Here is a 24,581-nt window from a genome sequence, read left to right on the forward strand (position 1 = left end):
AATGTCCGAAGAGTCTAAAGAGTTCGAAGAGTTTGTCGTAGCCGATCAGGGTGAGACCGGTGACGAGTTGAACAAAAAAGTCGTTGAGAATGCGACCCAGGCCTCCGCTCAAGGGCAGGAAGACACATCGCGCGGCGCGTTGCATTACGGCGAAAATCACGTCACGGACACAGCCAGAACAACCGAAACTCCAGGGTCGTCGGATGGCACCTCGCAGGACATGTCGTTCACTGACCCCGCTCAATCCGGGGGCGGGTCTGCCGATACCAACACCGGCACCCCAACGGATTTCGGGCCCGGTCCGGTCAACGCCGCAGGTCAGGCAGAGGCGGATACCTTCTCAGTCGATCCCGTTAACCCAACACCTACGCAATCGAATAGCCCCGAGACCGACCCAATAACGCTTTCAGAACCTCGTTTTGCCGAACCGGCGGAGATGGCTGTCGAAACCGCCGGTGCCAACGATGGCGGTTCACGCACGCCTGACACCTCATCTGATGAAGAACCTCAAAACGCTGCGCCGACGGCAATCGAGCTGTCATCGACAACGGTGGATGAAAACGCGGAAGGTGCCAATATCGGCGCTTTGGACGTCCGCGATCTTGATGCGGGTGATCGCCATAGTTTCCAGCTCTCGGACGATCGCTTCGAAGTTGTCGATGGCATGGTCAAACTGAAGGACGGCATTTCGCTTGATCATGAAGAGGCCGCGCAGATCGACCTTGAAATCATCGCGACAGATAGCTTTGGCGCCGAGGTCTCAGCAAGCTTTGTGATCAACGTGACCGATGTCAACGAAGGCCCCAGCAGCATCGATATGTCCGGCGGCACCCTATCCGAGAACGCCGCCGGCGCGATCATAGGCCGCCTCGACGTTAGCGATGTAGACGATGGCGATATGCACCGCTTCAACCTTTCGGATGACAGGTTCGAGGTTGTCGATGGGTTGGTGAAGCTGAAAGACGGCGTGTCACTCGACCATGAAGAAGCCGCGCAGATCAATTTGGAGGTCACAGCCACCGATAGCGGCGGTGCGCAGGTCTCGCAAAGTTTTGAGATCAACGTCGCCGACGTCAACGAAGGACCCGCCTCCGTTTCCCTATCGGGCAACGATGTCGCCGAAAACGCCGCGGGCGCGGTTATCGGCAATTTGGATGTGGTCGACCCCGACGCGGGCGACACGCATAGTTTCACCCTCTCTGACGACCGATTTGAAGTGGTCGACGGGACCGTCAAATTGAAAGACGGCGTGTCGCTCGACCATGAAGAAGCTGCGCAGATCAATTTGGAGGTCACAGCCACCGATAGCGGCGGCGCGCAGGTCTCGCAAAGTTTTGAGATCAACGTGGCCGACGTCAATGAAGGACCGTCGGGGATTTCTCTCGGTTCCTCTTCGGAAAACTTGATCCAAAACGGCAGCTTTGAAAATTTCAATGTCGGTACAGGCGGATGGAAAGGGTTTGCGGACGACCCCAGCAACGCTTGGAATGGCACCAATGGCATCGAAATCTGGGACACGCATCGCGGGGTCGAGGCCACTGATGGCGTTCAATATATGGAAATGGATCATGGCAGCGCCGTGGACAGCATCTCGCAAGTGATCGAGACGCAGGACGGCCAGCTCTACGACCTTGGGATGGATATTCGAGAGCGCATTGCCGGCGGCACCAACACGGTCGAGGTGTATTGGAACGGCGAACAAATCGGTGAAATCAAACCCGATTCAATCGAGTGGACTGCCGTAGGTCTAAATGTCGTTGGCACCGGAAGTGACACCCTCGAACTGCGTGAACCTGCGGGCGAAAGTGATGGGCTGGGGGCGCTCATAGACAATCTTTCGCTGATCGCAACACCGGGCACGATTGCGGAAAATGTTGCAGGCGCGGTTGTCGGGCAGGTCACATTCGACGACCCGGATGTGGGCGACAGCCATCAAATCAGCGTGTCCGATGATCGGTTCGAGGTGGTCGATGGCGTCCTTCGCCTGAAACCCGACATGTCGCTGGATCATGAAGAGGCGCGTGGGGTTGAAATCGACGTCACAGTGACCGACGCTGGCGGCCTCAGCCATACCGATAGTTTCACAATCACCGTCGCGGACGTGAACGAAGGTCCAGTATCGGTGTCATTGTCAGGCAACGAAGTGGCTGAAAACTCCGCTGGCGCAGTTATCGGCACCCTGAACGTTGTCGACCCCGACGCGGGCGACACGCATAGCTTCACCCTCTCTGACGACCGATTTGAGGTGGTCGACGGAACCGTCAAACTGAAAGACGGCGTCTCGCTCGACCATGAAGACGCGGCACAGATCAACCTAGAAGTCACGGCCACGGACAGTGCCGGTGCGCAGGTCTCGCAGAGTTTTGAAATAGATGTGGCCGACGTAAACGAAGGGCCCAGCGATATTGCACTGAATGGCAATACTGTTCAGGAAAACGCGGCAGGCGCGCATGTTGGGTCGCTGAGCGTCACCGATGAAGATGCGCGCGACAGCTTCTCTTTCACCTTTACGGCGACCGGCACAGAAACGACGCTGCGGTTCCAGGATTCAACGGAGGCGACTCAGGCCAGCTACGACATTGACCTCGACAATGTCGTCCTGACGCAAGCCAATGCGCCGAACGACAATTTGATCGAAAACGGCAACTTTGAGGATGGCGGCGTCGGACGAGGTGTTGCGCCGACAGGTTGGGAAATTTCCGGCAGCGGCGGGCGTCATGAAGACGAAAATCGCGCTTCGGAAGGAACAGGCTATTACGCAGTCGACGGCTGGGGCAATGGTCAGGACGGCACGATATCACAAACTGTCGAGACTGTTCCTGGCGAGACCTACACGATTACCTTCGATGCGGATCGCAACTACGGACGCGGCGATCTGGAACCGGAGCTGACGCTCGACATCCTAGACGGCGACGAGCTTGTCGCAACATATGTCGCCGAGATCGGTGAGCGTCATAGCTATGCGGTATCTGACGACCGGTTTGAGATCGTGGATGGCACGTTACGCGTCAAACCCGATGTCTCCCTAAATCATGAGGACGCCGCGACACTCAGTATCGACGTTGAGGTCACCGACAAGGATGGTGCAACACGCACCGAAACCTTTGAAATCAACGTCGCGGACGTGAACGAAGGTCCGGTATCGGTGTCCCTGTCAGGCAACGAAGTGTCTGAAAACTCCGCTGGCGTGGTTATCGGCACCCTGAACGTCGTCGACCCCGATGCAGACGACACGCATAGCTTCACCCTTTCTGACGACCGATTTGAAGTGGTCGACGGGACCGTCAAACTGAAAGACGGCGTCTCGCTCGACCATGAAGACGCGGCGCAGATCAACTTGGAAGTCACGGCCACCGATAGCGGCGGCGCACAAATCTCGCAAAGTTTTGAAATCAACGTGGCCGACGTCAATGATGCGCCATCCGACATTATTTTCGAGAAAACACAAATAGGTGGCTTGTCCCTCAACGCTGATGGCAGCACCGATCAGGTCGCAGTCGCACAAGACGTCGCAGATTTTCCGACCGACGCGCTGACATTGGAAATGCGGTTCCAATCGGTTGACCCGGCGCCAACGCACGGGGTCTCGCTGTTTTCATATGCCGCCAATGATGGCAGCAACAACGAGTTTCTGGTTTGGATGGAAGACGGCGCTGCGGGGAATGTCAGCGTGCATTTTGGCGGCCAGAAGATCTCGACCGATCTGGACGCATCCGAATTGCTCGATGGTAATGTCCATGATTTTGCGATCACCTGGGATAGCGGAGCGGGCGCGTTCAAACTGTTTGTCGATGGGGAAGAACGCTTTGAAGGCGACGTCTCAACACGCGACCTAAAACCGGGCGGAACCATCGCCCTTGGCCAGGAACAAGATGTGGAGGGTGGCAGCTACGATGCCTCCCAAATCTTTGAAGGCTCCGTTTCGGAGCTGCGCCTGTTTGATCACGCACGCTCCGCCGACGAGATTGCGCAAGATACAGGCGCGCCGCTGCAAAACCCACAAGCAGCGGACGGGCTGGTGATCAATTGGGTCATGGACGGCGCCACCGATGGCGCGGTCGTCGATAAGGCCGGCAATTATGATCTGGTCATGGAAAACGGCGCTTATGTTTTTGAGGCAGAGACATCCAACGCGCCAAGCGTTCTCGAAAACGCAGACGGCGCGGTTGTTGGAACATTTAGCGTGCTCGACCCTGATGCCGGTGACACCCATACGATCACCGTTTCAGACGATCGGTTTGAGGTCATTGGCGGCACAGTCAAGCTCAAGGACGGCGTGTCGCTGGATCATGAAGAGGCCGCACAGATCAATTTGGAGGTCACCGCGACCGACAGTGCCGGCGCGCAAACGGTCGAGACGTTCAACGTCGCTGTCACAGATATCCGGGAGGCGACCTTCCCGGGCGACAGCAGTGAATACAGCTTTGCCACTTCAGATGACGGCCGCCTTGTCGCGACCGGCCCGGAGGGCAGCAAACTGGTCGGCGATGTTGACGTGGTTCAGTTTAGTGACGGCGACTTCGACCTTGCCGCATTGGACAACGGCACCTTCCAATTGACCAACAGTTCCGGGCAACACATTGTTGTCGGCTCCCAAGGCAGTGAAACGCTTGCTGGGGGCGGCGGCGATGACCGTGTCTTTGGTGGTGACGGCAATGACGTGATGAATAACAGCGCCGGAAACGACGAAATGTTTGGCGGCGCGGGCAATGATCGTATGTCGGGCGATCACTATGACACGCTCCATGGCGGTGACGGGGATGACACGATTTCGCTTGGATATAGCAATCATGGTGCGACGGCGCATGGCGATGCCGGCAATGACTACATGCGCGGCAGCAACGGTGTTCAAAAACTCTATGGCGGCGACGGGGACGACACTCTGATCGGCGGGAATGACTATGCGACAGCGGATAGCGATATTCTCGACGGTGGCGCGGGCGACGATATAATTTATTCCGGCAACCACAACACGCCGTTGAACGAAGGCTGGGCGGCGCGCGGCGACATCATGTCGGGCGGCTCTGGCGACGACCAGCTCTATGGTGGTGCAGCCAATGACCAAGTATCCGGCGGCACCGGTGATGACATCATGACCGGCGATGCGGGCAATGACACGCTGACCGGCGGGACAGGAAACGACACGATTGACGGCGGCAGTGGTGGCGATACCGCGATCTTTGCGGGTCCCAGCACGGCCTATACGTTTGCAAATGGTACGAATGGCGAAGTTATCGTCTCGGGCCCTGACGGGACCGACCGGGTGTCCAATGTCGAGACCTTCCAATTTGACGATGCCAGCTTTTCGCTCACCCAAGGGGACGAAGGCGGCTTGGTCCTGAGCAATGAGACGGGCCAAACAATCGCGATCAATACGCCGCCTGAAAGTGTCGATCTTTCCAGCACAAGTGTCGCCGAAAATGCGGGCGGCGCCACCGTTGGCGTGCTGTCTGTCAGCGATCGCGACGCAAATGAAGCCCATAGTTTCACGCTGTCCGATGATAGGTTTGAGGTGGTCGACGGGACAGTAAAACTCAAGGAAGGCATCTCGCTTGACCATGAGGAGGATGCCGACCTGAGCCTTGAAGTGACAGCCACCGACAGCGCTGGTGCGCAAGTGACGCAGAGCTTTGACATCCACGTGGCCGATATGCCAGACGTCACAATCGGCACCGGGTTCCAAGCGCAATATTTCGACATGGATCAGTCCCTGAACAAGCTCGATGACGTCAATTGGGACAGCACCCCGACCCATCAAGAGTTGGTTGGTGACATCGACTACACCAACTCAAGCGGCTCCTTCTGGGAGGGTGGGTCAACCGATACATTTGGCGCAAAGATCACCGGAAATATCGACGTTGAGGAAGGCGGAACCTTCAACTTTCATATTGGTGGCGATGACGGGGTTGTCTTGTTCATCGATGGGGTCGAAGTGGTCGAAAACGACGGATTGCATGGTTTTCGAACCCGCAGCGGCGAAATTGAGTTGGAACCGGGCACCCATAGCATCGAAGTGCGCTATTTCGAAAATTATGGCCATGCCGGTTTGAAGGTCGAATGGGACGGGCCGGGCATCGAAGGTCGCCAGCTTGTCAGCGCTCCGGATGTTGACGATTTGCAAACGGTCAATGGCATGCCGCTCGCCGTCTCCATCGACATCGCCCAAGACGGCGTGGACGGCTCAGTCCGCTCCCTGCTCGAAGGCATGCCAACCGGAACGATCGTTCAGGCCGGCGACCAAGTTGCCGAAGTGGGGCCCGATGGTGAGGTCGATGTGACAGGCTGGGACGGCTCACTTCTCACGCTTACCCCACCCGTTACCTTTTCAGGCCCGGTAACAGCAGAACTGACAACCGAAGTGGCACTTCCATCCGGCGATATTGTCTCCAGCAGTCAAAATCTTGACTTCACCGTCAGCGAGGCGTCTCTGACCAACCAGGTTGAGATGGGGTCCGGCTTCCGCGCCAGCTATTTCGACGTCGACCACTCGCTGGGCAAACTGGACGATATCGACTGGTCAAGCGATCCCACCCATGAAGAAGTCACCGGTGACATCAACTATACCAACAGCAGTGACTCATTCTGGGAAGGTGGCTCCACCGACACATTTGGCGTTAAGATCGAAGGCCAAATCACCGTCGAAGAGGGTGGCAGCTTTGATTTCTACCTAGGCGGCGATGACGGCGCTGTGTTGTTCATCAATGGCGAAGAGGTCATCAAAGATGATGGCCTCCATGGGTTTAGGACGCGTGGTGGTGAAATCGAACTAGAACCCGGCACCCATGAGATCGAAGTGCGGTACTTTGAAAACTACGGCCATGCAGGCCTGAAGCTGGAATGGGATGGTCCAGGGACAAATGGGCGCGAAGTGGTTCAGGCCGATACCGACCTACAGGTTTCCGAGAATGGCGCGCTCAACGTGCATATCGACGTTCCCATGACCGAAAGCGTTTCTATGTCGGGTTTGCCGGCAGACACGATCTTGGTAAGCGGCGAGATGAGTGCGGTGTCTGACGGGTCTGAAATCTCGCTCGACGGGTGGAACCTCGACCTGATAGAGATCATGCCCCCCTCAGGGTTTGAGGGCGAGATTTCCGCAACGATTTCGAGCAGCGGAACCGCCTTTAACGGGCAGGAAATGATAAGCAGTGAAAGCTTCACGATCTCCGTTGGCGACGGGACATCGACGGGTGGCACAAACGGAAACCATGACATGCTGATGACCTCACAAAGCCAAAATGACGCGTCCGGCGGTTGGTCGAATGACCAAAGCACCGCAGATGACAACGTCGTGCAATCAGATGATGACGCGATGCAGGAGCAAGTAGAAGCCGCTCAAGCCAGTGAGCAATCCAGCGACATCTATGAGACCTATGAGCGTCAGGATTGGTAACTCTGCCGGTTTTCACCGGATCGATCGGAGCTTCGCCTTGTTTCCTCCGCACAGATCGCCGCGTTTGGCGCGGCTGTCTGTTCGGAGTATCGACAGGAACCAGGCCAAAGCCGCGGCCCGCCAGCATATTTCAAAATCCTAACTCGCCAGGTTTCTCTCTCAAGCGGCCTAAAATACGAGCCCTCTCACTTCGACCCTGAAAGGGCACTAAGGAAACTCCATCGTACAACAAAACCTGAAAACTGAGAACAGGCGCAACAACCTCGCGCTTTTCATCTTGACGGCAAAGCCCCCAAACCCCAAAAAGCGCCGACCACGGGGCGAGTTGGCGGAGTGGTTACGCAGCGGATTGCAAATCCGTGTACACCGGTTCGATTCCGGTACTCGCCTCCATTTCACATCGACAATTTTTTACTTGCCGCAAAGCAAGTGACAGGACCCGGCTTCATCGCAAAATCAAGGGCGCGCGGCGAAGCTGCCGCGCGCAAAGCCAAGAGACAGCGCTCAGAGAGTGACCCAGGCCGCGTTGCGGGCCGATGATCTGACGCAGGCGTCCACGAACTCCACGCCTTTCAGTCCGTCTTGCACATTCGGGTAGATCACGTCCTCAGACAGCGGCGTGCCGTCGCGTTTCGCTTCAATCGCAAGGGCAGCTTCGCTGTAGACATTGGCGAAGGCTTCAAGATAGCCCTCCGGGTGGCCCGGTGGAATGCGGCTCATTCGGGCCGCAGCGCCACCCGCGCCCGCGCCGTTGCGGGTGATCAGGCGTTTGGGTTCGCCAAACGGCGTGTGCCAAAGATAGTTCGGGTCTTCTTGCGCCCATTCCAGACCGCCCGTCTCGCCATAGACCCGGATCCGCAGCGCGTTTTCGTTGCCCGGCGCCACTTGGCTGCACCACAGCATGCCTTTGGCACCGCCTTCAAACCGCAGCATGACATGGCCATTGTCGTCCACTGGGCGCCCCGGAACAAAGGCATCAAGATCTGCTGCCAGACTTTCAACCTCCAACCCGGTGACAAAGCGCGCAAGGTTATGCGCATGCGTCCCGATATCGCCGGTCGAGCCCCCGGCCCCGGAGCGCGCCGGGTCGGTGCGCCACTCGGCCTGTTTGAAATCCTGCTCTACGCTCAGCCAATCCTGCGGATATTCAACCTGAACGACGCGGACCTTACCGATATCACCCGCCGCAACCATCTCGCGTGCCTGGCGTACCATCGGGTAGCCCGTGTAATTGTGGGTCAGGATGAACAGCGCATCCGCTTTCTCAGCAGCCTTGACCAGCTTTTTGGCATCGCCAAGCGTCGAGGTGAGCGGCTTGTCGCAGATCACATGGATACCGCGTTTCAGAAACTCCCGCGCGGCGGCGTAGTGCACGTGGTTGGGCGTGACGATAGACACTGCCTCGATCCCGTTTTTCAAGCGCGCCTCGCGGATCGCCATCTGCTTGAAGTCGTCATAGATGCGCGGCAATCCCAAAGCCTCGCCGGAGGCTTGCGCCTTTTCAGGGGTCGAGGACAAAGCGCCCGCAACCAGCTCATAACGGTCGTCAATGCGCGACGCGATACGGTGCACACCCCCGATAAAGGCATCATTGCCGCCGCCGACCATTCCCAATCTGATACGTTTTGTCATTTTGTGTTCTCCCAAGTCGTTCGGATCAATGTCAGGGCATCTCGTGCCAGAGTGTCATCGCTGTCAAAAAGCGGTCGCCATACTTTCGTGGCCGCCGCAATATCCGGCAGCGCTTGGCCAAACGCTTCTACCGTGAGCCAGCCGTCGTAGTTGACGGAATGTAAAACACGGAACATGTCGTCGAAATTGATATGGCCGGCACCCGGCGTTCCACGATCATTTTCCGAGACGTGGATATGGTTCACCCGTGCCGCTGTGTCCTTAAGCGCGCCCCAAGGATCCTTTTCCTCAATATTGGCGTGGAAACTGTCGAACAGATAGCCGTAGTGATCCTCACCAACCTGATCTACCAACTCAGCCGCTTGCGCAGCCGTGTTGAGCGCATAGCATTCAAATCTGTTGAGTGGCTCGACCGAGACCTGCAGCCCCATACCGCGTGTATGTTCTGCCAAAGCACGGCTGGACGCGACCAACCGATCCCATTCGACACCCGTTGGCCCCTGCCCGCTGAACTGCGCGAGCGGTTGGGTCAGCGGTCCGCACAAGACTTCTGATCCCAACGCGGCGGAACAATCCGCCAGCCATTTCAGATGGTCGACGCCTTTCTGTCGTGCGACCGGGTCGTCTGACAGCGGGTCAGCCCCCTCCGCTGAAACGATACCGACGGTTGTGCGTTCCAGACCCAGGTCATCGAGCCGTTTGCCAAGCGTGCGGTGATCCGCTTCTGTGCCTTGAAAGACGGGGACTTCCACCCCGTCCCAGCCCATCTTTGCCAGGGCTTCACAGCGGCGCAGTTCCTCATCTCCCAGCCCCGTGCACCACAGCAGAAGATTGAACCCGGTTTTCATCAGGCGATCCCAAGCATTTTGCGGTTTGCGGCCTCATCCGTGCCGCCATCGGCGAAATCGTCAAAGGCGCGTTCCGTCACGCGGATGATGTGGTCTTTGACAAACTGCGCGCCTTCGCGGGCGCCGTCCTCTGGGTGTTTGAGGCAGCATTCCCATTCCACCACGGCCCAACCATCGAAATCATTGGCGGCCATCTTCGAGAAGATCGCGCCGAAATCGACCTGCCCATCGCCCAAGCTGCGGAACCGCCCGGCGCGGTCAACCCAAGGCTGGTAACCGGAATAGACGCCTTGGCGCCCCGTCGGATTGAACTCGGCATCCTTGACGTGGAACATCTTGATCCGGTCCTTGTAAATGTCGATATTGTCAAGGTAATCAAGGCATTGCAGCACATAGTGGCTGGGGTCATACAGCATGTTGCAGCGCGCGTGGTTGTCGACGCGTTCCAAAAACATCTCAAATGTCACGCCGTCATGCAGGTCCTCGCCGGGGTGAATTTCGTAGCAGATATTGACGTCATTGTCCTCGGCGTGATCCAAAATTGGCCGCCACCTGCGGGCCAGTTCATCAAACGCAGTTTCCACCAAACCAGCCGGGCGCTGCGGCCACGGGTAGATATAGGGCCATGCCAAAGCGCCCGAGAAGGACACATGGTTCTTGATCCCCATATTGGCGGAAGCGGTGATTGCCTTCATCACCTGATCAACCGCCCATTCCTGCCGCGCTTTCGGGTCGCCATGCACAGACGGGTCGGCGAACCCGTCAAAGCCTGCGTCGTAGGCCGGATGTACGGCAACCAGCTGGCCCTGCAAATGGGTCGACAATTCTGTCACCTCGACACCGTTTTCCGCAGCGCGGCCCTTGAATGTGTCGCAGTAGTCTTTGCTTTCAGCGGCCTTGGACAGATCGAACAAGCGCGCGTCCCAGCTGGGCACTTGAACGCCTTTGTAGCCGCAATCCGCCGCCCATTTGGTGATCGCATCCCACGAGTTGAACGGCGCCTCATCGCCGGCAAACTGGGCCAGAAACAGGGCCGGTCCTTTGATATTTTTCATGGGGTGTCCTCCTTGGGGGTCAATGTGTTTTGCTGTCGCGCAACGGCAGGTTTTCGGCGATCAGCACTTCGATACGGATATGTTCTTGCGAGGCCAGAACCGGCGCGCTGTCGCATTTGGCACGCATCACGCGCAACGCACTGCGCGCCAGATGGCCGGTGTTTTGATTGATCACGGCGTCTAGAACGCCCGCTTCAAGCAGGTCGCGCGAATTGTCGGTCAGTTCATGGTCAAGGCACACGATCCGCTCGGGCGCATCGTAAATGCGCAAGGCTTCCGCCACGCCGCGCACACTGGCGCCGACTGAATACACCGCGACGACATCTTTGTTCTGCTGCAGGCACCGCAATGTCAGCTCGCAAGCGGCGTCCGGGTCATCATAGGCCTCAAGGCTGGGCAGAGGCGTCAGGTTCGAAAACTGCTCACGCATGACCGTGTCAAACCCCAAGCGCCGCTCGATCATGTCGCGCGCCTGCATCGAGGTCACAACCACCGCCACCTTGCCCTGTTTCGGCCCGACAAAGCGGCCCAGCAAGGTCCCCGCCGTGCGCCCGGCAGAGACATTGTCGAAACCCACAAAATGATCGCGTTCAGAATTCGGTTGGTCGGCCACCATCGAAACGACCGTCACACCATTCTTTTTCAGCCGCGCAATTGTGTCGCGCACAATTGGGGTTTCGTCGGCCATGATGGCCAATCCGTCAATGTTTCCGGCGTCCAGCGCTTTTAGTTCCTGCGACATCTTCATCTGGTCACGGTTCGAAATCAGCACCACCCGCGCCGAGACGCGTTCATAGATCGCGCCCTCAACCGCCTCCATGATCGACCGGCGCAGGCTGGACAGAAACTGCCCCTGCCCGTCCGGTAGCACGAAGACAAAGCGGTAGGTACGTTGCCGCGCTAGGTTCGCGGCTGACAGATCGCGCACATATCCCAGCCGTTCAATCGCGCCGTTGACGCGTTTTACGGTCGCCTCGCGCACGCCCTCACGCTTGTTCAACACGCGGTCAACCGTGGCCAGACTGACCCGCGCTTCGCGGGCCACGTCATGGGCTGTTGGTTTGGGGCGTGTTTCGCGCTTTTGGCTCATGCGGGACCTTTTGCTATGCCAGTTCTTCGAACAGGCGCGCGACGGCTTCGGCGCCCGGATCATTGTGACCAATCAGATTTTCCTCAGGCACATAGCTGGACCGCCCTGCCTTTGCCTGACCAATCTTCGACGTGTGGTCCGCGCCTGCGCGCGCGGCCTCAGCGGCCGCTTGCATCCCATCAGGCAGGGCCTTCAAGGCCGGTTCCAATGCGTCGATCATTGTGCGGTCGCCTGCAACGGCGCCACCCACTTCGCTGATCCGTTCCAACCCGGTCAACAGGGCCGCTGCAGTGGCCTTTCCATTGGCACAGGCATCGCCCGTGGCGCCAAAGAAGATCGACATGATGATCCCGGACGAGCCGCCCATGGTCTGGCTCAGCTCATTGCTGATAGCCCGGAAAAGCTGCGTTAGATCGGCCAGCGGCATGCGGTCCAACGCGCCTTTCATGGCCTTGGCCGCCGTGGCAAGCGTACTGCCCGTATCCCCGTCGCCAGATTTCGCGTCCAGCAAGTTCAAATCCGCCTCAGACGCAATCAGCAAGTCGCAGACCCGTTCGATCAAGGCGCGCACCTTCGGGTTTTCCGACGCGATAGGTTTGATCGGCGTCAATCCATCTGGAAGCGGGGCTATCGGCACCTCCACCACCTCGCGCATGCCCGGCCAGGCCGGGGTCCCGACGCCGGCCAAAAGCTGCGCCTTATTCGCGCCCGTTACCGGCAGAACCGAGACTGAGAACCCATGCATATCGAGCGCCGTCATCATCGCAGTCGGGCCAACCACATGGGCGATGTTGGACGCTTTGGGATGGGTGGCCAGCTCATGCGCTAGAACGCTCATCTCCAATGGCGTGGTGCCGCCCAGATTGTTCAAAATCGCAACATGCGGGCCGTTGCCAATATGCGGTGCCAGCTTGTCCAGCATCAACCCCATCGCCGCCTTGGCGCTGTCATGGGGAACCTGTTCAACGCCCGCCTCGCCGTGAATGCCAAGGCCAAGCTCTGCCTTGCCCGCAGGGATCCGGTCCTCGCGCCCCGCGCCGGGCATCGTGCAGGTATCAAGCGACATCCCGATGGAGGCCGCGTTGTCAATCGTGTCCTGCGCAGCGGCCTCAACCGCCGCCAAATCCGCGCCCTGATCCGCCAAAGCGCCAGCGATCTTGTGAACAAACAACGTGCCTGCCACGCCCCGCGGCTGCGGCAGGTCCGGCAGCGCAATATCGTCGCCCACGATGACCATCGACACTTTCAACCCGAAGGCCCGCGCGCGTTCCGCCGCAAGGCCGAAATTCAGCCGGTCGCCAGTGTAGTTCTTCACAATCAGCAAGCAGCCCGCGTCGCCCGTAACCGCCAAAATGGCCGCCAGTACCGCATCGACGGAAGGCGAGGCGAAGACCTCGCCGCAAACAGCCGCCGTAAGCATTCCTTGGCCCACAAACCCCGCATGCGCCGGTTCATGCCCCGAGCCTCCGCCCGAAATCAACGCCACTTTAGAACGGTCCCAGTCGGCGCGGCACACCACTTTGATATGCGGGTAGCCGTCCAGCCGCATCAGCGCCCCGCCGGAGGTTTCGATTAACCCGTCAACGGCCTCGGAAACGAGGTTTTCTTTTGCGTTTATAAATTGGCTCATGAAAGTCTCCTCACCGAATGCGAACGCCTTGCGCGTCAAAACAAAGCGGGTCCTTGGGCGCAATCTTAATCTGCGCGCCGGGCTCATATGTCCGCTCTGGTTGCGCCAATGTTGTGATGTCGTGGCCTTGCAGCGAAAGATGCAGCCGGGTGTGATCGCCCAGATGCTCCAACCGCTTGATGTCCGCCGCCTGCCCCTCGCCCTGCACAATATGTTCGGGCCGGATGCCGATTTGGTCGGTCCCGCTGGGCACGCCGCCAAACACATCCGCAGGCAGCACATTGATGCGCGGCAGGCCCAGTCGGGAGGCCACGTAAAGCGAATTGGGGTTCTCGTAGATCTCACGCGGCGTGCCGAATTGCACCAGCTTGCCCTCATCCAGAACGCCAACATGGGTGGCCATGGTCATCGCCTCGATCTGGTCGTGCGTCACGTATAGAAGCGTCGCACCCAAGCTCGCCTGAATGCGCTTCAGTTCGACCCGCAGGTCGGTCCTCAGCTTCGCGTCAAGGGAGCTAAGCGGCTCATCCATAAGGTAAATCGCCGGCTCCCGCACCAGCGCCCGCCCGATGGAAACGCGCTGCATCTCGCCCCCCGACAGCGCCGTCGCCTTGTTGTCCAGCTTGTGGCTGATCTGCAAAACCTCCGCCACTTCGGCCACTTTGCGGGCGATCTCGTCGGCAGGTGTGTTCAGGATCGGCGACTTCAATGGAAACGCCAGATTGTCGCGCACCGTCAGATGCGGGTAGAGCGAATATTGCTGGAACACCATCGCCACGTCGCGCTGCGCGGGTGTCTCGGCATTCACGTTGCGCCCGTCGATCCAGACCTCGCCCTGATCCGGCTTTTCAAGTCCGGAAATCAGCCGCAGGGTCGTGGTCTTGCCCGCCCCCGTCGGGCCCAGCAGCACCACGAACGCGCCGTCCGGGATCGTCATGGTCATGTCTTCGACGCCCACATCGGCCCCGAAGGATTTCGACAGGTTTTTCAGGATGACCTCAGCCATGCGCCAGCACCTCTTCATTCAGCGCGGAGCACAAAGCCCGGCCATTTGCCTCATCAAACAAGGTGATCGTCGCGGGATCAAAGCTCAGCCCGACCTTTTCGCCCACCGTGGCCACCTGCGCGCTGTCCACGCGGGCCTTGATCTCGCCATTCGGCGTATCCAGCGTGATGATCTGGGTCGTTCCCAGATATTCAGACGCCAAAACCTCGCCCCGGTAAGCGCCACTATCGGACAGTTTGATATGTTCGGGCCGCACGCCAAACACCAGCTTGCCAGACGCGCCTTGCCGTTGCGCCGGGATCGCGTGCGTGTCGCCGTTCAGCTCAATCGACGTGGCGCCCTCAGACACCGCGCCGTCAAAGCGCAGAAAATTCATCGAAGGCGAGCCAATAAAATCGGCCACAAACATTGTCGCGGGCTTGTCGTAAATTTGCTGCGGCGTGCCAAACTGCTCAACCACCGCGTTGTTCATCACCACGATCTTGTCGCCCATTTGCATGGCCTCAAGCTGGTCATGCGTCACGTAAACCGTGGTTGCGTTCATCCGGTCATGCAGCGCGCGCAGCTCTTCGGACATATGCTCGCGGAACTCGGCGTCCAGGGCCCCCAAAGGTTCATCCATCATGAACGCTTTGGGGTCACGGACGATGGCGCGGCCCAGCGCCACACGTTGCCGGTCACCGCCGGACAGACCGCCGACGGGACGTTTCAAAATGTCCTGAATTCCAAGGATTTGCGCGACCTCATCCACCTTCGCCTTCACCTGCGCACGCGGCATGCCTTGGCTGACCAGCGGATAGCTGAGGTTCTTGCCCACATTCATATGCGGATAAAGCGCAAACATCTGAAACACGAAGGCAATATCACGCTGCGAGGGCGGCAATTGGCTGATCTCATCTCCATCAAGGTAGATCTCTCCCGAGGTCGGCAGCTCAAGCCCCGCAATCATCCGCAGCGTCGTGGTCTTGCCGCACCCAGACGGGCCCAGCAGCATGAAGAATTCGCCATCCTCAATGGTGAAGCTCGACTCTTTCACGGCGTTGAAGTCGCCGAAATCCTTGCGGATATTTTTGATCTGTATCTGAGCCACGCAGCTATTCCTTGAAGTGGGAGACGACAATAAACATCACCGTTCCGACCAGTGTGACGATAAACGAGTAGGTGTAGAGCCACAGCGCAAACGGCTGCATCAGCATGAACACACCAAGCCCGATCAGGATGGTCGCCAGCATCTCCCAAGGGCCGCGGCGAAAGCGAAGAAGTCCGGTGAAAAAAGCGCTCATTTGCGTACCGCCCCGAATGTGATCCCGCGCAGCAGGTGTTTGCGCAGCAAAATGGTGAAGATCATGACCGGCAGCAGGAAGATCGTGGCGCCCGCCGCGACCGCTGGCCAATCCAAGCCGCCCACGCCGATGATGGTCGGGATGAAAGGCGGTGCCGTTTGCGCCGTGCCAGATGTCAGCAGCACTGCAAAAGCGTATTCGTTCCACGCGAAGATCAGGCAGAAGATCGCGGTGGACGCGATGCCCGTGGCTGCCTGCGGCAACACCACTTTGTAGAAGGCCTGAAACCGTGTGTAGCCGTCGATCAGCGCCGCTTCCTCATATTCCAGCGGGATTTCGTCGATAAAGCCTTTCAGCAGCCACACCGCCAGCGAGATATTCACCCCGGTATACAGCAGGATCATTCCCAGATGCGTGTCCGACAAGCCAAGCTGGCGGTACATCAGGAAGATCGGGATCGCTACGGCAATCGGCGGCATCATCCGTGTACTGAGGATGAAGAACAGCAGATCGTCCGCGAAGGGTATCTTGAACCGCGAAAAGCCGTAAGCCGCCAGCGTGCCCAGGAAAATGCTCAGGAAGGTCGATCCAAACCCGATGATGACGGAATTCAGGAACCGCTCGCCAAATTTCGACGGGCCCGCGATGACCATGTCATATTCGCGCACGATCTCTTCGTACCATGTCTGCGGCGGGTTTGCGGCCAGGAACTCCTCGGTCTGCCGTGTCCGTGTGGTGAACAGGTTGACGTAGCCTTCCAAGGTCGGCTCGAACAGCACCTTGGGCGGGTAGCTGATCGCATCAGCCGGTGACTTGAACCCGGTCATCATGATCCAGACCAGCGGGACCATCGTGATCAGCGCGTACAGGATAACAACGCTGCCCGCGACCCATTTGGAGCGTTTCGACGGCTCGGTTACGGAAAAACTGCTCATCTTTCTTTTACCTTGTTCAGCGCTTTGACGTAGATCGAGGCAAGCCCGAAGACGGTCACAAAAAGGATGATTGCGTAAGCCGACGCATAGCCCGTCCGCCATTTCTCAAACGCCTCACGTTTGAGGTTGATAGAGGTCAGCTCGGTCGTGGAGCCCGGCCCACCGCCGGTCAGCTGCACCACCAGATCGAACATCTTGAAATTCTCGATCCCCCGGAACAGCACCGCAAGCATCAGGAAGGGCAGCACCATCGGGATGGTGATCGTGAAGAACTGCCGCAGCTTGGAGGCTCGGTCGACCTCAGCCGCCTCGTAGATATAGTCAGGGATGGACCGCAGCCCGGCCAAACAAATCAGCATCACAAAGGGCGTCCACATCCAGGTGTCGACGATCACAATGGACCAAGGCGCAAGGTTCACCTGCCCCAACATCTCGAAGCTGGACGGATCCTTACCGGTGAAGAAGGCCACGACGTAGTTAAACAGGCCGATCTGCGGCTGGTACAGGAACTTCCAGAAGTTCCCAACCACCGCCGGGCTCAGCATCATCGGCAGCACGATGATCGTGGTCCACAGGTCGTTGCCCTTGAATTTCTTGTTGATCAGATAGGCCAGCGCGAAGCCAATCAGCACTTGGAAGACGATCGTCCAGAACAGGAAATGCGCAGTCGCCTGCATGTTCAGCCAAATGTCGCTGTCGGTCAGGATGCGCTCGTAATTGCGCAGTCCCACATTCTTGACCTCCCGCCCGATGCGGTTGGCCTTGAAGTCGGTGAAGCTAAGATTGATCGTCCAGATCAGCGGGAAAATGTTAATCGCCAGTAGCAGGAAGATCGTGGGCCCCACGAAAATCCACGCAATGGCGCGGTCGCTTAGGCCTTTGATCTTGCGCGCAACACGTTTGGGTGTCGCAGCAGCAGCGCGGGCAGCGGGTGTCTCAGACATGTCGCGGGATCCGGTCGTGAAGGTACAGGGAAAGAGCGCCCCGGACTCGCAGGTCCGGGGAAGCCCATCTTAGTCGAAGGGTGGAGTTGACCCTTCAGGGAGATTACAGCTTGCCTTCGTCCTCGAAGACTTCGGTCCAATCCTCGACCAGCTTGTCCAGTGCTTCCTGCGCCGTGCCCTGATCGGCCACGATGTAGTCATGCATGCGTTTCTGCATCGCCAGAAGCAGCTCGGCATAGGCCGGCTCTTGCCAGAAATCCTGCACCGACCCCATGGCCTCCAAGAAGTCACCGGCAAACGGTGCGCTGTCTTTGAAGCCCGGGTCATTCAGGACCGAGTTATGCGCGGAATAGCCGCCCAAGGACCACCATTTCGCCTGCACATCGGGGTTGGAGAACCACTTGATATACTCAAGCGCAGCGTCCTGCTTGTCGGAATAGGCCACAACCGAAATACCCTGACCGCCCAGCGTAGAACCGGCTTGGTTCTGGGGTGGGTTGACGAAGAAGTCGATCTTGTCGCCGCCCGTGTTCGGATCCGCATAAAGGCCCGGGAAGAAGGCAAACCAGTTCATCGCCATGGCGACCTGCCCCGATTTGAACGCGTCCAGACCTTCACCCATATAGGAGTTGGTGTAGCCCGGCGGGGTCGCTGTCTCATAGAATTCTTTATAGAATTCAAGCGCTTCAACAGCCTCAGGCGAGTTTACCGCGCCATCCATGTCGTAGGACCCCGGGGTGTTTTCATATTTGAAACCCCATGGGTACAGCGCCGATGTTACGCCCATCGTGATGCCTTCGGAACCACGCTCGGTGAAGATCGCAGCGCCGTATACGGTCTGGCCGTCAATCTCGCGGCCTTGGAAGAACTGCGCGATTTCGAGCATTTCTTTTTGTGTCTTAGGCTCGCCCAGCTCACGGCCAGTGGCCTCCTTGAACGCGGCGCGAATGTCGTCACGTGCGAACCAGTCCTTGCGGTAGAACCAGCCATTCGCGTCGCCCATTGCCGGCAGTGCGTAGTAGTTCGGTGTGCCCTTTGGCCATGTCGAATAGGCGTAAACTGTGGCGTCCGCAAAGTCGGACATAGAGATGCCTTCAGCGTCGAAGAAATCGTTCAGCTTGACGTAGTGACCGTTCTCCGCGCCGCCGCCAATCCATTGGCTGTCGCCGATCAGCAGGTCGCACAATTTACCGCCGGAGTTCAGTTCGTTGAGCATCCGGTCCGCAAAGTTCGGCCACGGGATGAACTCAAAGCTCATGTTGTGGCCCGACTGCGCCTCAAATTCTTTGCTCAGCTCGACAAGCGCGTTTGCCGGATCCCAAGCTGCCCAGCACAAAGTCAGATCATCGGCCTGTGCGGTCGTTGCAGCCGATGCGGCAGCAATGCTCAGCGCACTGACGGATGCCAGTTTCAAATTCTTCATTGGTTTTCCTCCCAAAGTGTCACTCGGCACCCTCCTCCGGCAGCCGAATCCTTATCGTGCTTCAACGCTATTTGAGGTACGCACCTCAAGTCTAGCCTTTTTTGAGGTACGCACCTCAAAAAGACCATTAAGACATTGCTTTTAATAAAAACTTTCCCGTCAATTTCAGCTCACTAGAGACGAAAAGGCGGTGTCACAGATACGTAGTTTTGCTAAATAACCGCCCGCTCGGCGAAGCGCGTTTGGCTTTCAATCCGGTCAAATCCAAACTGCGCCAGATCGATGCTGCGATACGAGCCATAGGTGATCCATTCCGCCACGCCGCGCCCCAGTGCCATCGATTGCTGCAGCCCGTGGCCCGAAAACCCATTCACGAAAATGAAGTTTTCAACCGCGCTATGCGGCCCGACAATGGCGTTCTGGTCAAACGTGTTGAAGGCGTAATGCCCAACCCAGGAATTGATCAGCTTCACCGTCTCAAAGGCTGGCACCCGGGTCGCGATCACCGGCCAGACCTTCTCTTGCCACAGGGAATGGTCTTCAACAAAGTCATCATAGGCCACGCCCGGGTCCTCATCGGGCGGGCAGCCCGCCAAATAGTACTGACCGTCGCTGCGCATATGCACGCCAGACGGGTCAATCGTCAGCGGCAGATCCCGGTCCAACGGCGTCTCGGCGTCAAAGATGAACGTGTAGCGCTTGCGCGGCTCCACGGGGATCTCAATGCCCGCCATGGCCGCCGTCGCAGCCGCACGGGGGCCCGAACAATTCACCACAGTTCCGCAGGTCACGACCTCCCCCGTGGCCAGCGTCACGCTTTCCGCCCGCGTGCCATCCGCGCTGCGCGCGATCGCCGTGACCTCATTGTGAACGTATTCCGCGCCCTGCGCGCGGGCCCGGCGTTTCCACCAGTCAAAGATGGTGCCGCCATCAAAATAGCCCTCGTCAATCAGGTTGTGATTGCCGCCAATGATGTCATCCAGCTGGTAAAACGGGTAGGCCTCTGCAATCTCATCCTTCGTCAAAAACTTGGTGCCCGCGCCCAGACGTTGTTGCACCTGCTGTTGCGACTTCAGGTTGTCCGCAAACTCCGCATTGTCGGCCAGATACAGATACCCGTAGCTTTGCAGCACAATGTCGGGCGCATCACCTGTGCCCATGAACTCTTTGAAATTATGGATGAATTCCGCGCCAAATTGCGAAATTTGGATATTCACCTCATTGGAAAACTGTTGCCGAATGCAGCTATTGGTGTGGGAGGTCGAGGCGAATTCATAGTTCGGATCGCGTTCCACAACCAAAATGGAGCCATCAAAATCCGGGTTGCGCGACAGCCACCACGCCACGGATGACCCATACATGGCGCCCCCGACAATCACGACGTCATAGCTGGTTTTCTCAGGTGCCTGCATACTCAAAATCTCCCGAAGGAAACCCGACTATATGCAGCGCCCGCCGTCAACCTCCATCGCGACGCCGGTGATCATGCTGGCCTCATCCGAGCACAAATAGCAGGCCGCATTGCCCATATCCTCAGGCGTCGAAAAGCGCCCCAGCGGGATCGTTGACAGAAACTGCGCTCGCCGCTCCGGCGTGTCCTCGCCCATGAAGGACTTCAGCAAAGGCGTCTCCCCCGCGACCGGGTTCAGCGCGTTGACGCGAATACCAGACGGCGCCAATTCCACCGCCATGGCCTTGGTCGCAGTAATCATCCAGCCTTTGGAGGCATTATACCAATTCAGGTTCGGCCGCGGCGACACCCCCGCCGTCGAGGCCACATTCAAAATGCACCCCGCACCTTGGGCTTTGAAAATCGGGACAATGGTCCGCGCGGCCAGATAAACAGACTTGCAATTCACCGCGAACACCCGGTCGAAGTCATCCTCGCTGACCTCCTCCATGGGCTTAGGCAGATGCGTCACACCCGCATTGTTCACCAAGATATCGACCCGCCCAAAGGCGTCCTGCGTCGCCGCAATCATTGCAGCAACGCTGTCGCCTTCCGCGACATTCGCTGCGACCGCGTCGGCGCCTAGCTCATCTGCCAAGCCCCGTGCGCCCTCAAAGTTCAGGTCTGCGACCATCACACGCGCGCCCTCGGCCACGAATTTCCGCACAATCCCCGCGCCAAAGCCTGAGGCCCCGCCCGTCACAATCGCCACTTTGTCTTTCAATCTCATGACCCCTCCCGCCGTTCCAGTTCCGCATTCAGCGCGCCACCAAGCAGCACCAAAAACGCCGACAAATACAGCCAAATCAGCAACGCCACCACGGCCCCGATGGACCCGTACACCTCATTGTATCGTCCGAAATTCGCCAAATACTGCGAAAACGCGGCAGAACTTGCAGCCCAGGTCAGCACCGCAAAGGCCGCCCCCAAGTTAGCCAAGGCGTCCGCCGCCCGTCGCGTTTGCGCGGCCCGTAACGGTAAATCAGCGTGATCCCCATGGTGATCACAAAGATCGCGGCACTCCACCGGATCACATTGATAATCGCTGCCGTCTGGTCGGTCAGCGGCAGGAACGCGACGACAACCGGGGTCACAACGATGGCGCTGCCCGCCACCAGCGCCACCAAAACCAAGGCCGATGTCAGGTTGAACGCCGCGAAATAATGGTGGAACACGCCCCTGTTGGGCGCGCGGTAGATGGTGTTCAGCCCCCGCATCATCGCGCCCACGCCCGCCCGCGCCGACCAAAGCGCAAGTAAAATCGACAGCCCCGTAGCCCAGCCCAGCGTCTCTGACCCCGCGCCGACCAACCGGGTCAATTGCGTGTCCATCAGGGTCAGGACGTCGCCCGGCAAGATGCCTTTCAGCAGCGCGATCTGGTCCTGAATCACCACTGGGTCCGCCCAGAGCCCAAAGATCGCAATCACCGCCGCCAGCCCCGGAAACACGGCCATCATGCCGAAAAACGCCACGCCTGCGGAAATCAGGCTCAGGTTTTCGTCGTCAATCTGCGCGTAAACCGCCTTGGCAATCGCCCACCAGCCGCTCAAGCCGCTAGCCGCATTTCGAATGACCGCAAGAGGCACAGGTCATGCAGCCCTCAATCATCCGCGTGTCAAATTGACCGCAGCTGGGGCAGGCTTTGCCCTTTTGGCCCACGACAGCGACCTTGGCCGATGGGTCAGCCTTCAGCCCCATCCCCTCGCCCGCGATAAAGCCCGTGGCGATCATATGCTGTTCAATCACGCCGCCAATCGCCGCCAGTATGGACGGGATATACTTGCCACCCATCCACGCGCCGCCGCGCGGGTCAAACACCGCCTTCAGCTCCTCAACCACAAAGGACACATCGCCGCCGCGCCGGAACACCGCCGAAATCATTCGCGTCAGCGCCACCGTCCAGGCGAAATGCTCCATGTTCTTGGAGTTGATAAACACCTCAAACGGCCTGCGATGCCCGTTCAGCACAATGTCATTGATGGTGATATAAAGCGCATGCTCGCTGTCGGGCCATTTGACCTTATAGGTCTGCCCCTCCAGCTCCGACGGCCGGTCGAGCGGCTCGGACATGTAGACAACCTCACCGCCCTCAGCGACCTTCAACGGCTCCGCCTCCTGCGTATCGCTGCTCTCCGACACGCTCAAAACAGACCCCGTCACGTCATTTGGGCGATAGGTGGTGCAGCCCTTGCAGCCCTGATCCCAGGCAGCCATGTAGACTTCCTTGAAATCGTCAAAGCTGATGTCTTCGGGGCAGTTGATCGTCTTCGAAATCGAAGAATCCACCCATTTCTGCGCCGCCGCCTGCATGCGGACATGGTCCAAAGGCGCCAAGGTCTGCGCGTTCACGAAATGCTCCGGCAGGTCCACATCGCCATGCTTCTCGCGCCACAGCTGTACTGCGTAATCCACGACCTCTTCCTCGGTGCGCGACCCGTCCTTTTGCAGCACTTTGCGCGTGTAGGCATAGGCAAACACGGGCTCGATGCCCGACGACACGTTGCCCGCGTAAAGCGAAATCGTCCCCGTCGGCGCGATAGAGGTCAAAAGCGCGTTGCGGATGCCATGCTCGGCAATCGCCGCGCGCACATCCTCATCCATGCCCTGCATCGCGCCGCTGGCCAAAAACGCGTCCGCGTCGAACAACGGGAACGGGCCCTTTTCCTTCGCAAGCTGCACTGAGGCCAGATACGCGGCGCGGGCGACCCGGTGCAACCAGTGCTCGGTCAGACGCGCCGCCTCCTCCGATCCGTAGCGCGACCCCACCATCAGCAGCGCATCCGCCAACCCGGTGACGCCCAAGCCAATCCGGCGTTTCGCCTGCGCTTCGGCCGCTTGTTCGGGCAGCGGGAAGCGTGATGCATCGACCACATTGTCCATCATCCGCACGGCGGTGCCCACCAGCGCCTCCAACGCGTCTTCGTCCAGCGCCGCATCCGGCTCGAACGGCGCCACCACCAGACGCGCCAGGTTGATCGAGCCCAGCAAACACGCCCCATAGGGCGGCAGGGGTTGTTCCCCGCACGGGTTGGTCGCCGCAATCGTCTCGCAGTAATTCAGGTTGTTGGCCGCGTTGATCCGGTCGATGAAAATCACGCCCGGTTCCGCGAAATCATAGGTGGAGCGCATGATCAAATCCCACAGCTCCAGCGCCGGGATCGTCTTGTAGACCTCGCCGTTGAAAACCAGGTCCCACGAGGCGTCCGCCTTTACGGCCTCCATGAAGTCATCGGTCACCAGCACCGACAGGTTGAACATCCGCAGCCGCGCCGCGTCCTGTTTGGCGGTGATGAAATCCTCAATGTCGGGGTGGTCGCAGCGCATCGTGGCCATCATCGCGCCGCGGCGCGACCCTGCCGACATGATCGTGCGGCACATCGCGTCCCACACATCCATGAAGCTCAATGGCCCGGACGCATCCGCCGCCACGCCTTTGACGCCCGCGCCTTTGGGCCGGATGGTCGAGAAATCATAGCCGATGCCGCCGCCCTGCTGCATGGTCAGCGCGGCCTCTTTCAACATCTCGAATATGCCGCCCATACTGTCGGGGATCGTGCCCATGACGAAGCAGTTGAACAGCGTCACCGACCGCTCCGTGCCCGCCCCTGCGGTGATCCGGCCCGCGGGCAGGTATTTGAAGTCTTCCAACGCCGCGTAAAACGTCTCTTCCCATTTGGCAGGTTCCGCCTCAGTCGCCGCCAGCGCGCGCGCGATCCGGCGCCAACTGTCTTCGACAGTGACGTCAATCGGCGTGCCATCGGCCTCCTTGAAACGGTATTTCATGTCCCAGATTTGGTCGGCAATGGGGGCAGCAAAGCGGCTCATATCGTTGGTCCCTATGAGGAAGGATGCAATATATAGAGCTTACCGCGCCGAACCCCAACCGTCAAAG

17 protein-coding genes and 1 tRNA gene are annotated in these 24,581 nt (G+C 58.8%); 2 read left to right on the forward strand and 16 right to left on the reverse strand.

Annotation, left to right across the window (positions count from 1 at the left end):
* The first annotated feature begins 1 nt into the window (after nt 1).
* Nucleotides 2-7,393: a PA14 domain-containing protein gene (locus tag ACZ1G7_RS07280; protein WP_472663152.1), complete on the forward strand. Its 7,392-nt coding sequence runs from the start codon at nt 2-4 to the stop codon at nt 7,391-7,393.
* Between the two features lie 319 nt (nt 7,394-7,712).
* Nucleotides 7,713-7,786 (forward strand) — tRNA-Cys (locus tag ACZ1G7_RS07285).
* A 111-nt stretch (nt 7,787-7,897) separates the two neighbouring features.
* Here ACZ1G7_RS07285 and ACZ1G7_RS07290 read toward each other — a convergent pair.
* The 16 genes from ACZ1G7_RS07290 to ACZ1G7_RS07365 form a co-directional block, all read right to left on the reverse strand.
* Complete coding sequence (locus ACZ1G7_RS07290; protein WP_472663153.1) at nt 7,898-9,025, reverse strand: Gfo/Idh/MocA family protein; 1,128 nt, start codon at nt 9,023-9,025, stop codon at nt 7,898-7,900.
* Complete coding sequence (locus ACZ1G7_RS07295; RefSeq protein ID WP_472663154.1) at nt 9,022-9,873, reverse strand: sugar phosphate isomerase/epimerase family protein; 852 nt, start codon at nt 9,871-9,873, stop codon at nt 9,022-9,024. Before ACZ1G7_RS07295 ends, ACZ1G7_RS07290 begins: the two co-directional genes overlap by 4 nt.
* Entirely contained in the window at nt 9,873-10,928 is a 1,056-nt protein-coding gene (locus ACZ1G7_RS07300) for a sugar phosphate isomerase/epimerase family protein (protein WP_472663155.1), read from the reverse strand. Before ACZ1G7_RS07300 ends, ACZ1G7_RS07295 begins: the two co-directional genes overlap by 1 nt.
* Before the next feature lie 19 nt (nt 10,929-10,947).
* Nucleotides 10,948-12,018, reverse strand: a complete 1,071-nt coding sequence (locus tag ACZ1G7_RS07305; RefSeq protein WP_472663156.1) for a LacI family DNA-binding transcriptional regulator — start codon at nt 12,016-12,018, stop codon at nt 10,948-10,950.
* A 13-nt stretch (nt 12,019-12,031) separates the two neighbouring features.
* Complete coding sequence (locus ACZ1G7_RS07310) at nt 12,032-13,648, reverse strand: dihydroxyacetone kinase subunit DhaK (protein WP_472663157.1); 1,617 nt, start codon at nt 13,646-13,648, stop codon at nt 12,032-12,034.
* A 10-nt stretch (nt 13,649-13,658) separates the two neighbouring features.
* Nucleotides 13,659-14,654, reverse strand: a complete 996-nt coding sequence (locus tag ACZ1G7_RS07315) for an ABC transporter ATP-binding protein (protein ID WP_472663158.1) — start codon at nt 14,652-14,654, stop codon at nt 13,659-13,661.
* Nucleotides 14,647-15,744 (reverse strand): ABC transporter ATP-binding protein, encoded by a 1,098-nt coding sequence (locus ACZ1G7_RS07320; RefSeq protein WP_472663159.1) that lies wholly within the window; start codon nt 15,742-15,744, stop codon nt 14,647-14,649. The genes ACZ1G7_RS07315 and ACZ1G7_RS07320 overlap by 8 nt, the downstream gene beginning before the upstream one ends.
* A 4-nt stretch (nt 15,745-15,748) precedes the next feature.
* Nucleotides 15,749-15,937 carry a hypothetical protein gene (locus ACZ1G7_RS07325; protein WP_472663160.1) on the reverse strand — a complete coding sequence of 63 codons (189 nt, stop codon included), beginning with the start codon at nt 15,935-15,937 and terminating at the stop codon, nt 15,749-15,751.
* On the reverse strand, nt 15,934-16,872 hold the full coding sequence (locus tag ACZ1G7_RS07330; RefSeq protein WP_472663161.1) for a carbohydrate ABC transporter permease: 939 nt from the start codon (nt 16,870-16,872) through the stop codon (nt 15,934-15,936). The genes ACZ1G7_RS07325 and ACZ1G7_RS07330 overlap by 4 nt, the downstream gene beginning before the upstream one ends.
* A complete protein-coding gene (locus ACZ1G7_RS07335) occupies nt 16,869-17,816 on the reverse strand; it encodes a carbohydrate ABC transporter permease (RefSeq protein WP_472663162.1) in 948 nt (315 codons plus the stop codon). Before ACZ1G7_RS07335 ends, ACZ1G7_RS07330 begins: the two co-directional genes overlap by 4 nt.
* A 103-nt stretch (nt 17,817-17,919) precedes the next feature.
* A complete protein-coding gene (locus ACZ1G7_RS07340) occupies nt 17,920-19,239 on the reverse strand; it encodes an ABC transporter substrate-binding protein (protein WP_472663163.1) in 1,320 nt (439 codons plus the stop codon).
* A gap of 212 nt (nt 19,240-19,451) precedes the next feature.
* Entirely contained in the window at nt 19,452-20,651 is a 1,200-nt protein-coding gene (locus ACZ1G7_RS07345; protein WP_472663164.1) for an NAD(P)/FAD-dependent oxidoreductase, read from the reverse strand.
* Between the two features lie 27 nt (nt 20,652-20,678).
* Nucleotides 20,679-21,419 carry an SDR family oxidoreductase gene (locus tag ACZ1G7_RS07350; protein WP_472663165.1) on the reverse strand — a complete coding sequence of 247 codons (741 nt, stop codon included), beginning with the start codon at nt 21,417-21,419 and terminating at the stop codon, nt 20,679-20,681.
* Nucleotides 21,416-21,628: a YhjD/YihY/BrkB family envelope integrity protein gene (locus ACZ1G7_RS07355; protein WP_472663166.1), complete on the reverse strand. Its 213-nt coding sequence runs from the start codon at nt 21,626-21,628 to the stop codon at nt 21,416-21,418. The genes ACZ1G7_RS07350 and ACZ1G7_RS07355 overlap by 4 nt, the downstream gene beginning before the upstream one ends.
* A complete protein-coding gene (locus ACZ1G7_RS07360; RefSeq protein WP_472663167.1) occupies nt 21,595-22,239 on the reverse strand; it encodes a YihY/virulence factor BrkB family protein in 645 nt (214 codons plus the stop codon). The genes ACZ1G7_RS07355 and ACZ1G7_RS07360 overlap by 34 nt, the downstream gene beginning before the upstream one ends.
* A gap of 4 nt (nt 22,240-22,243) precedes the next feature.
* Entirely contained in the window at nt 22,244-24,514 is a 2,271-nt protein-coding gene (locus ACZ1G7_RS07365; protein ID WP_472663168.1) for an adenosylcobalamin-dependent ribonucleoside-diphosphate reductase, read from the reverse strand.
* Nucleotides 24,515-24,581 lie beyond the last annotated feature (67 nt).

The organism is Litoreibacter sp. JB4-2, from assembly GCF_055693445.1.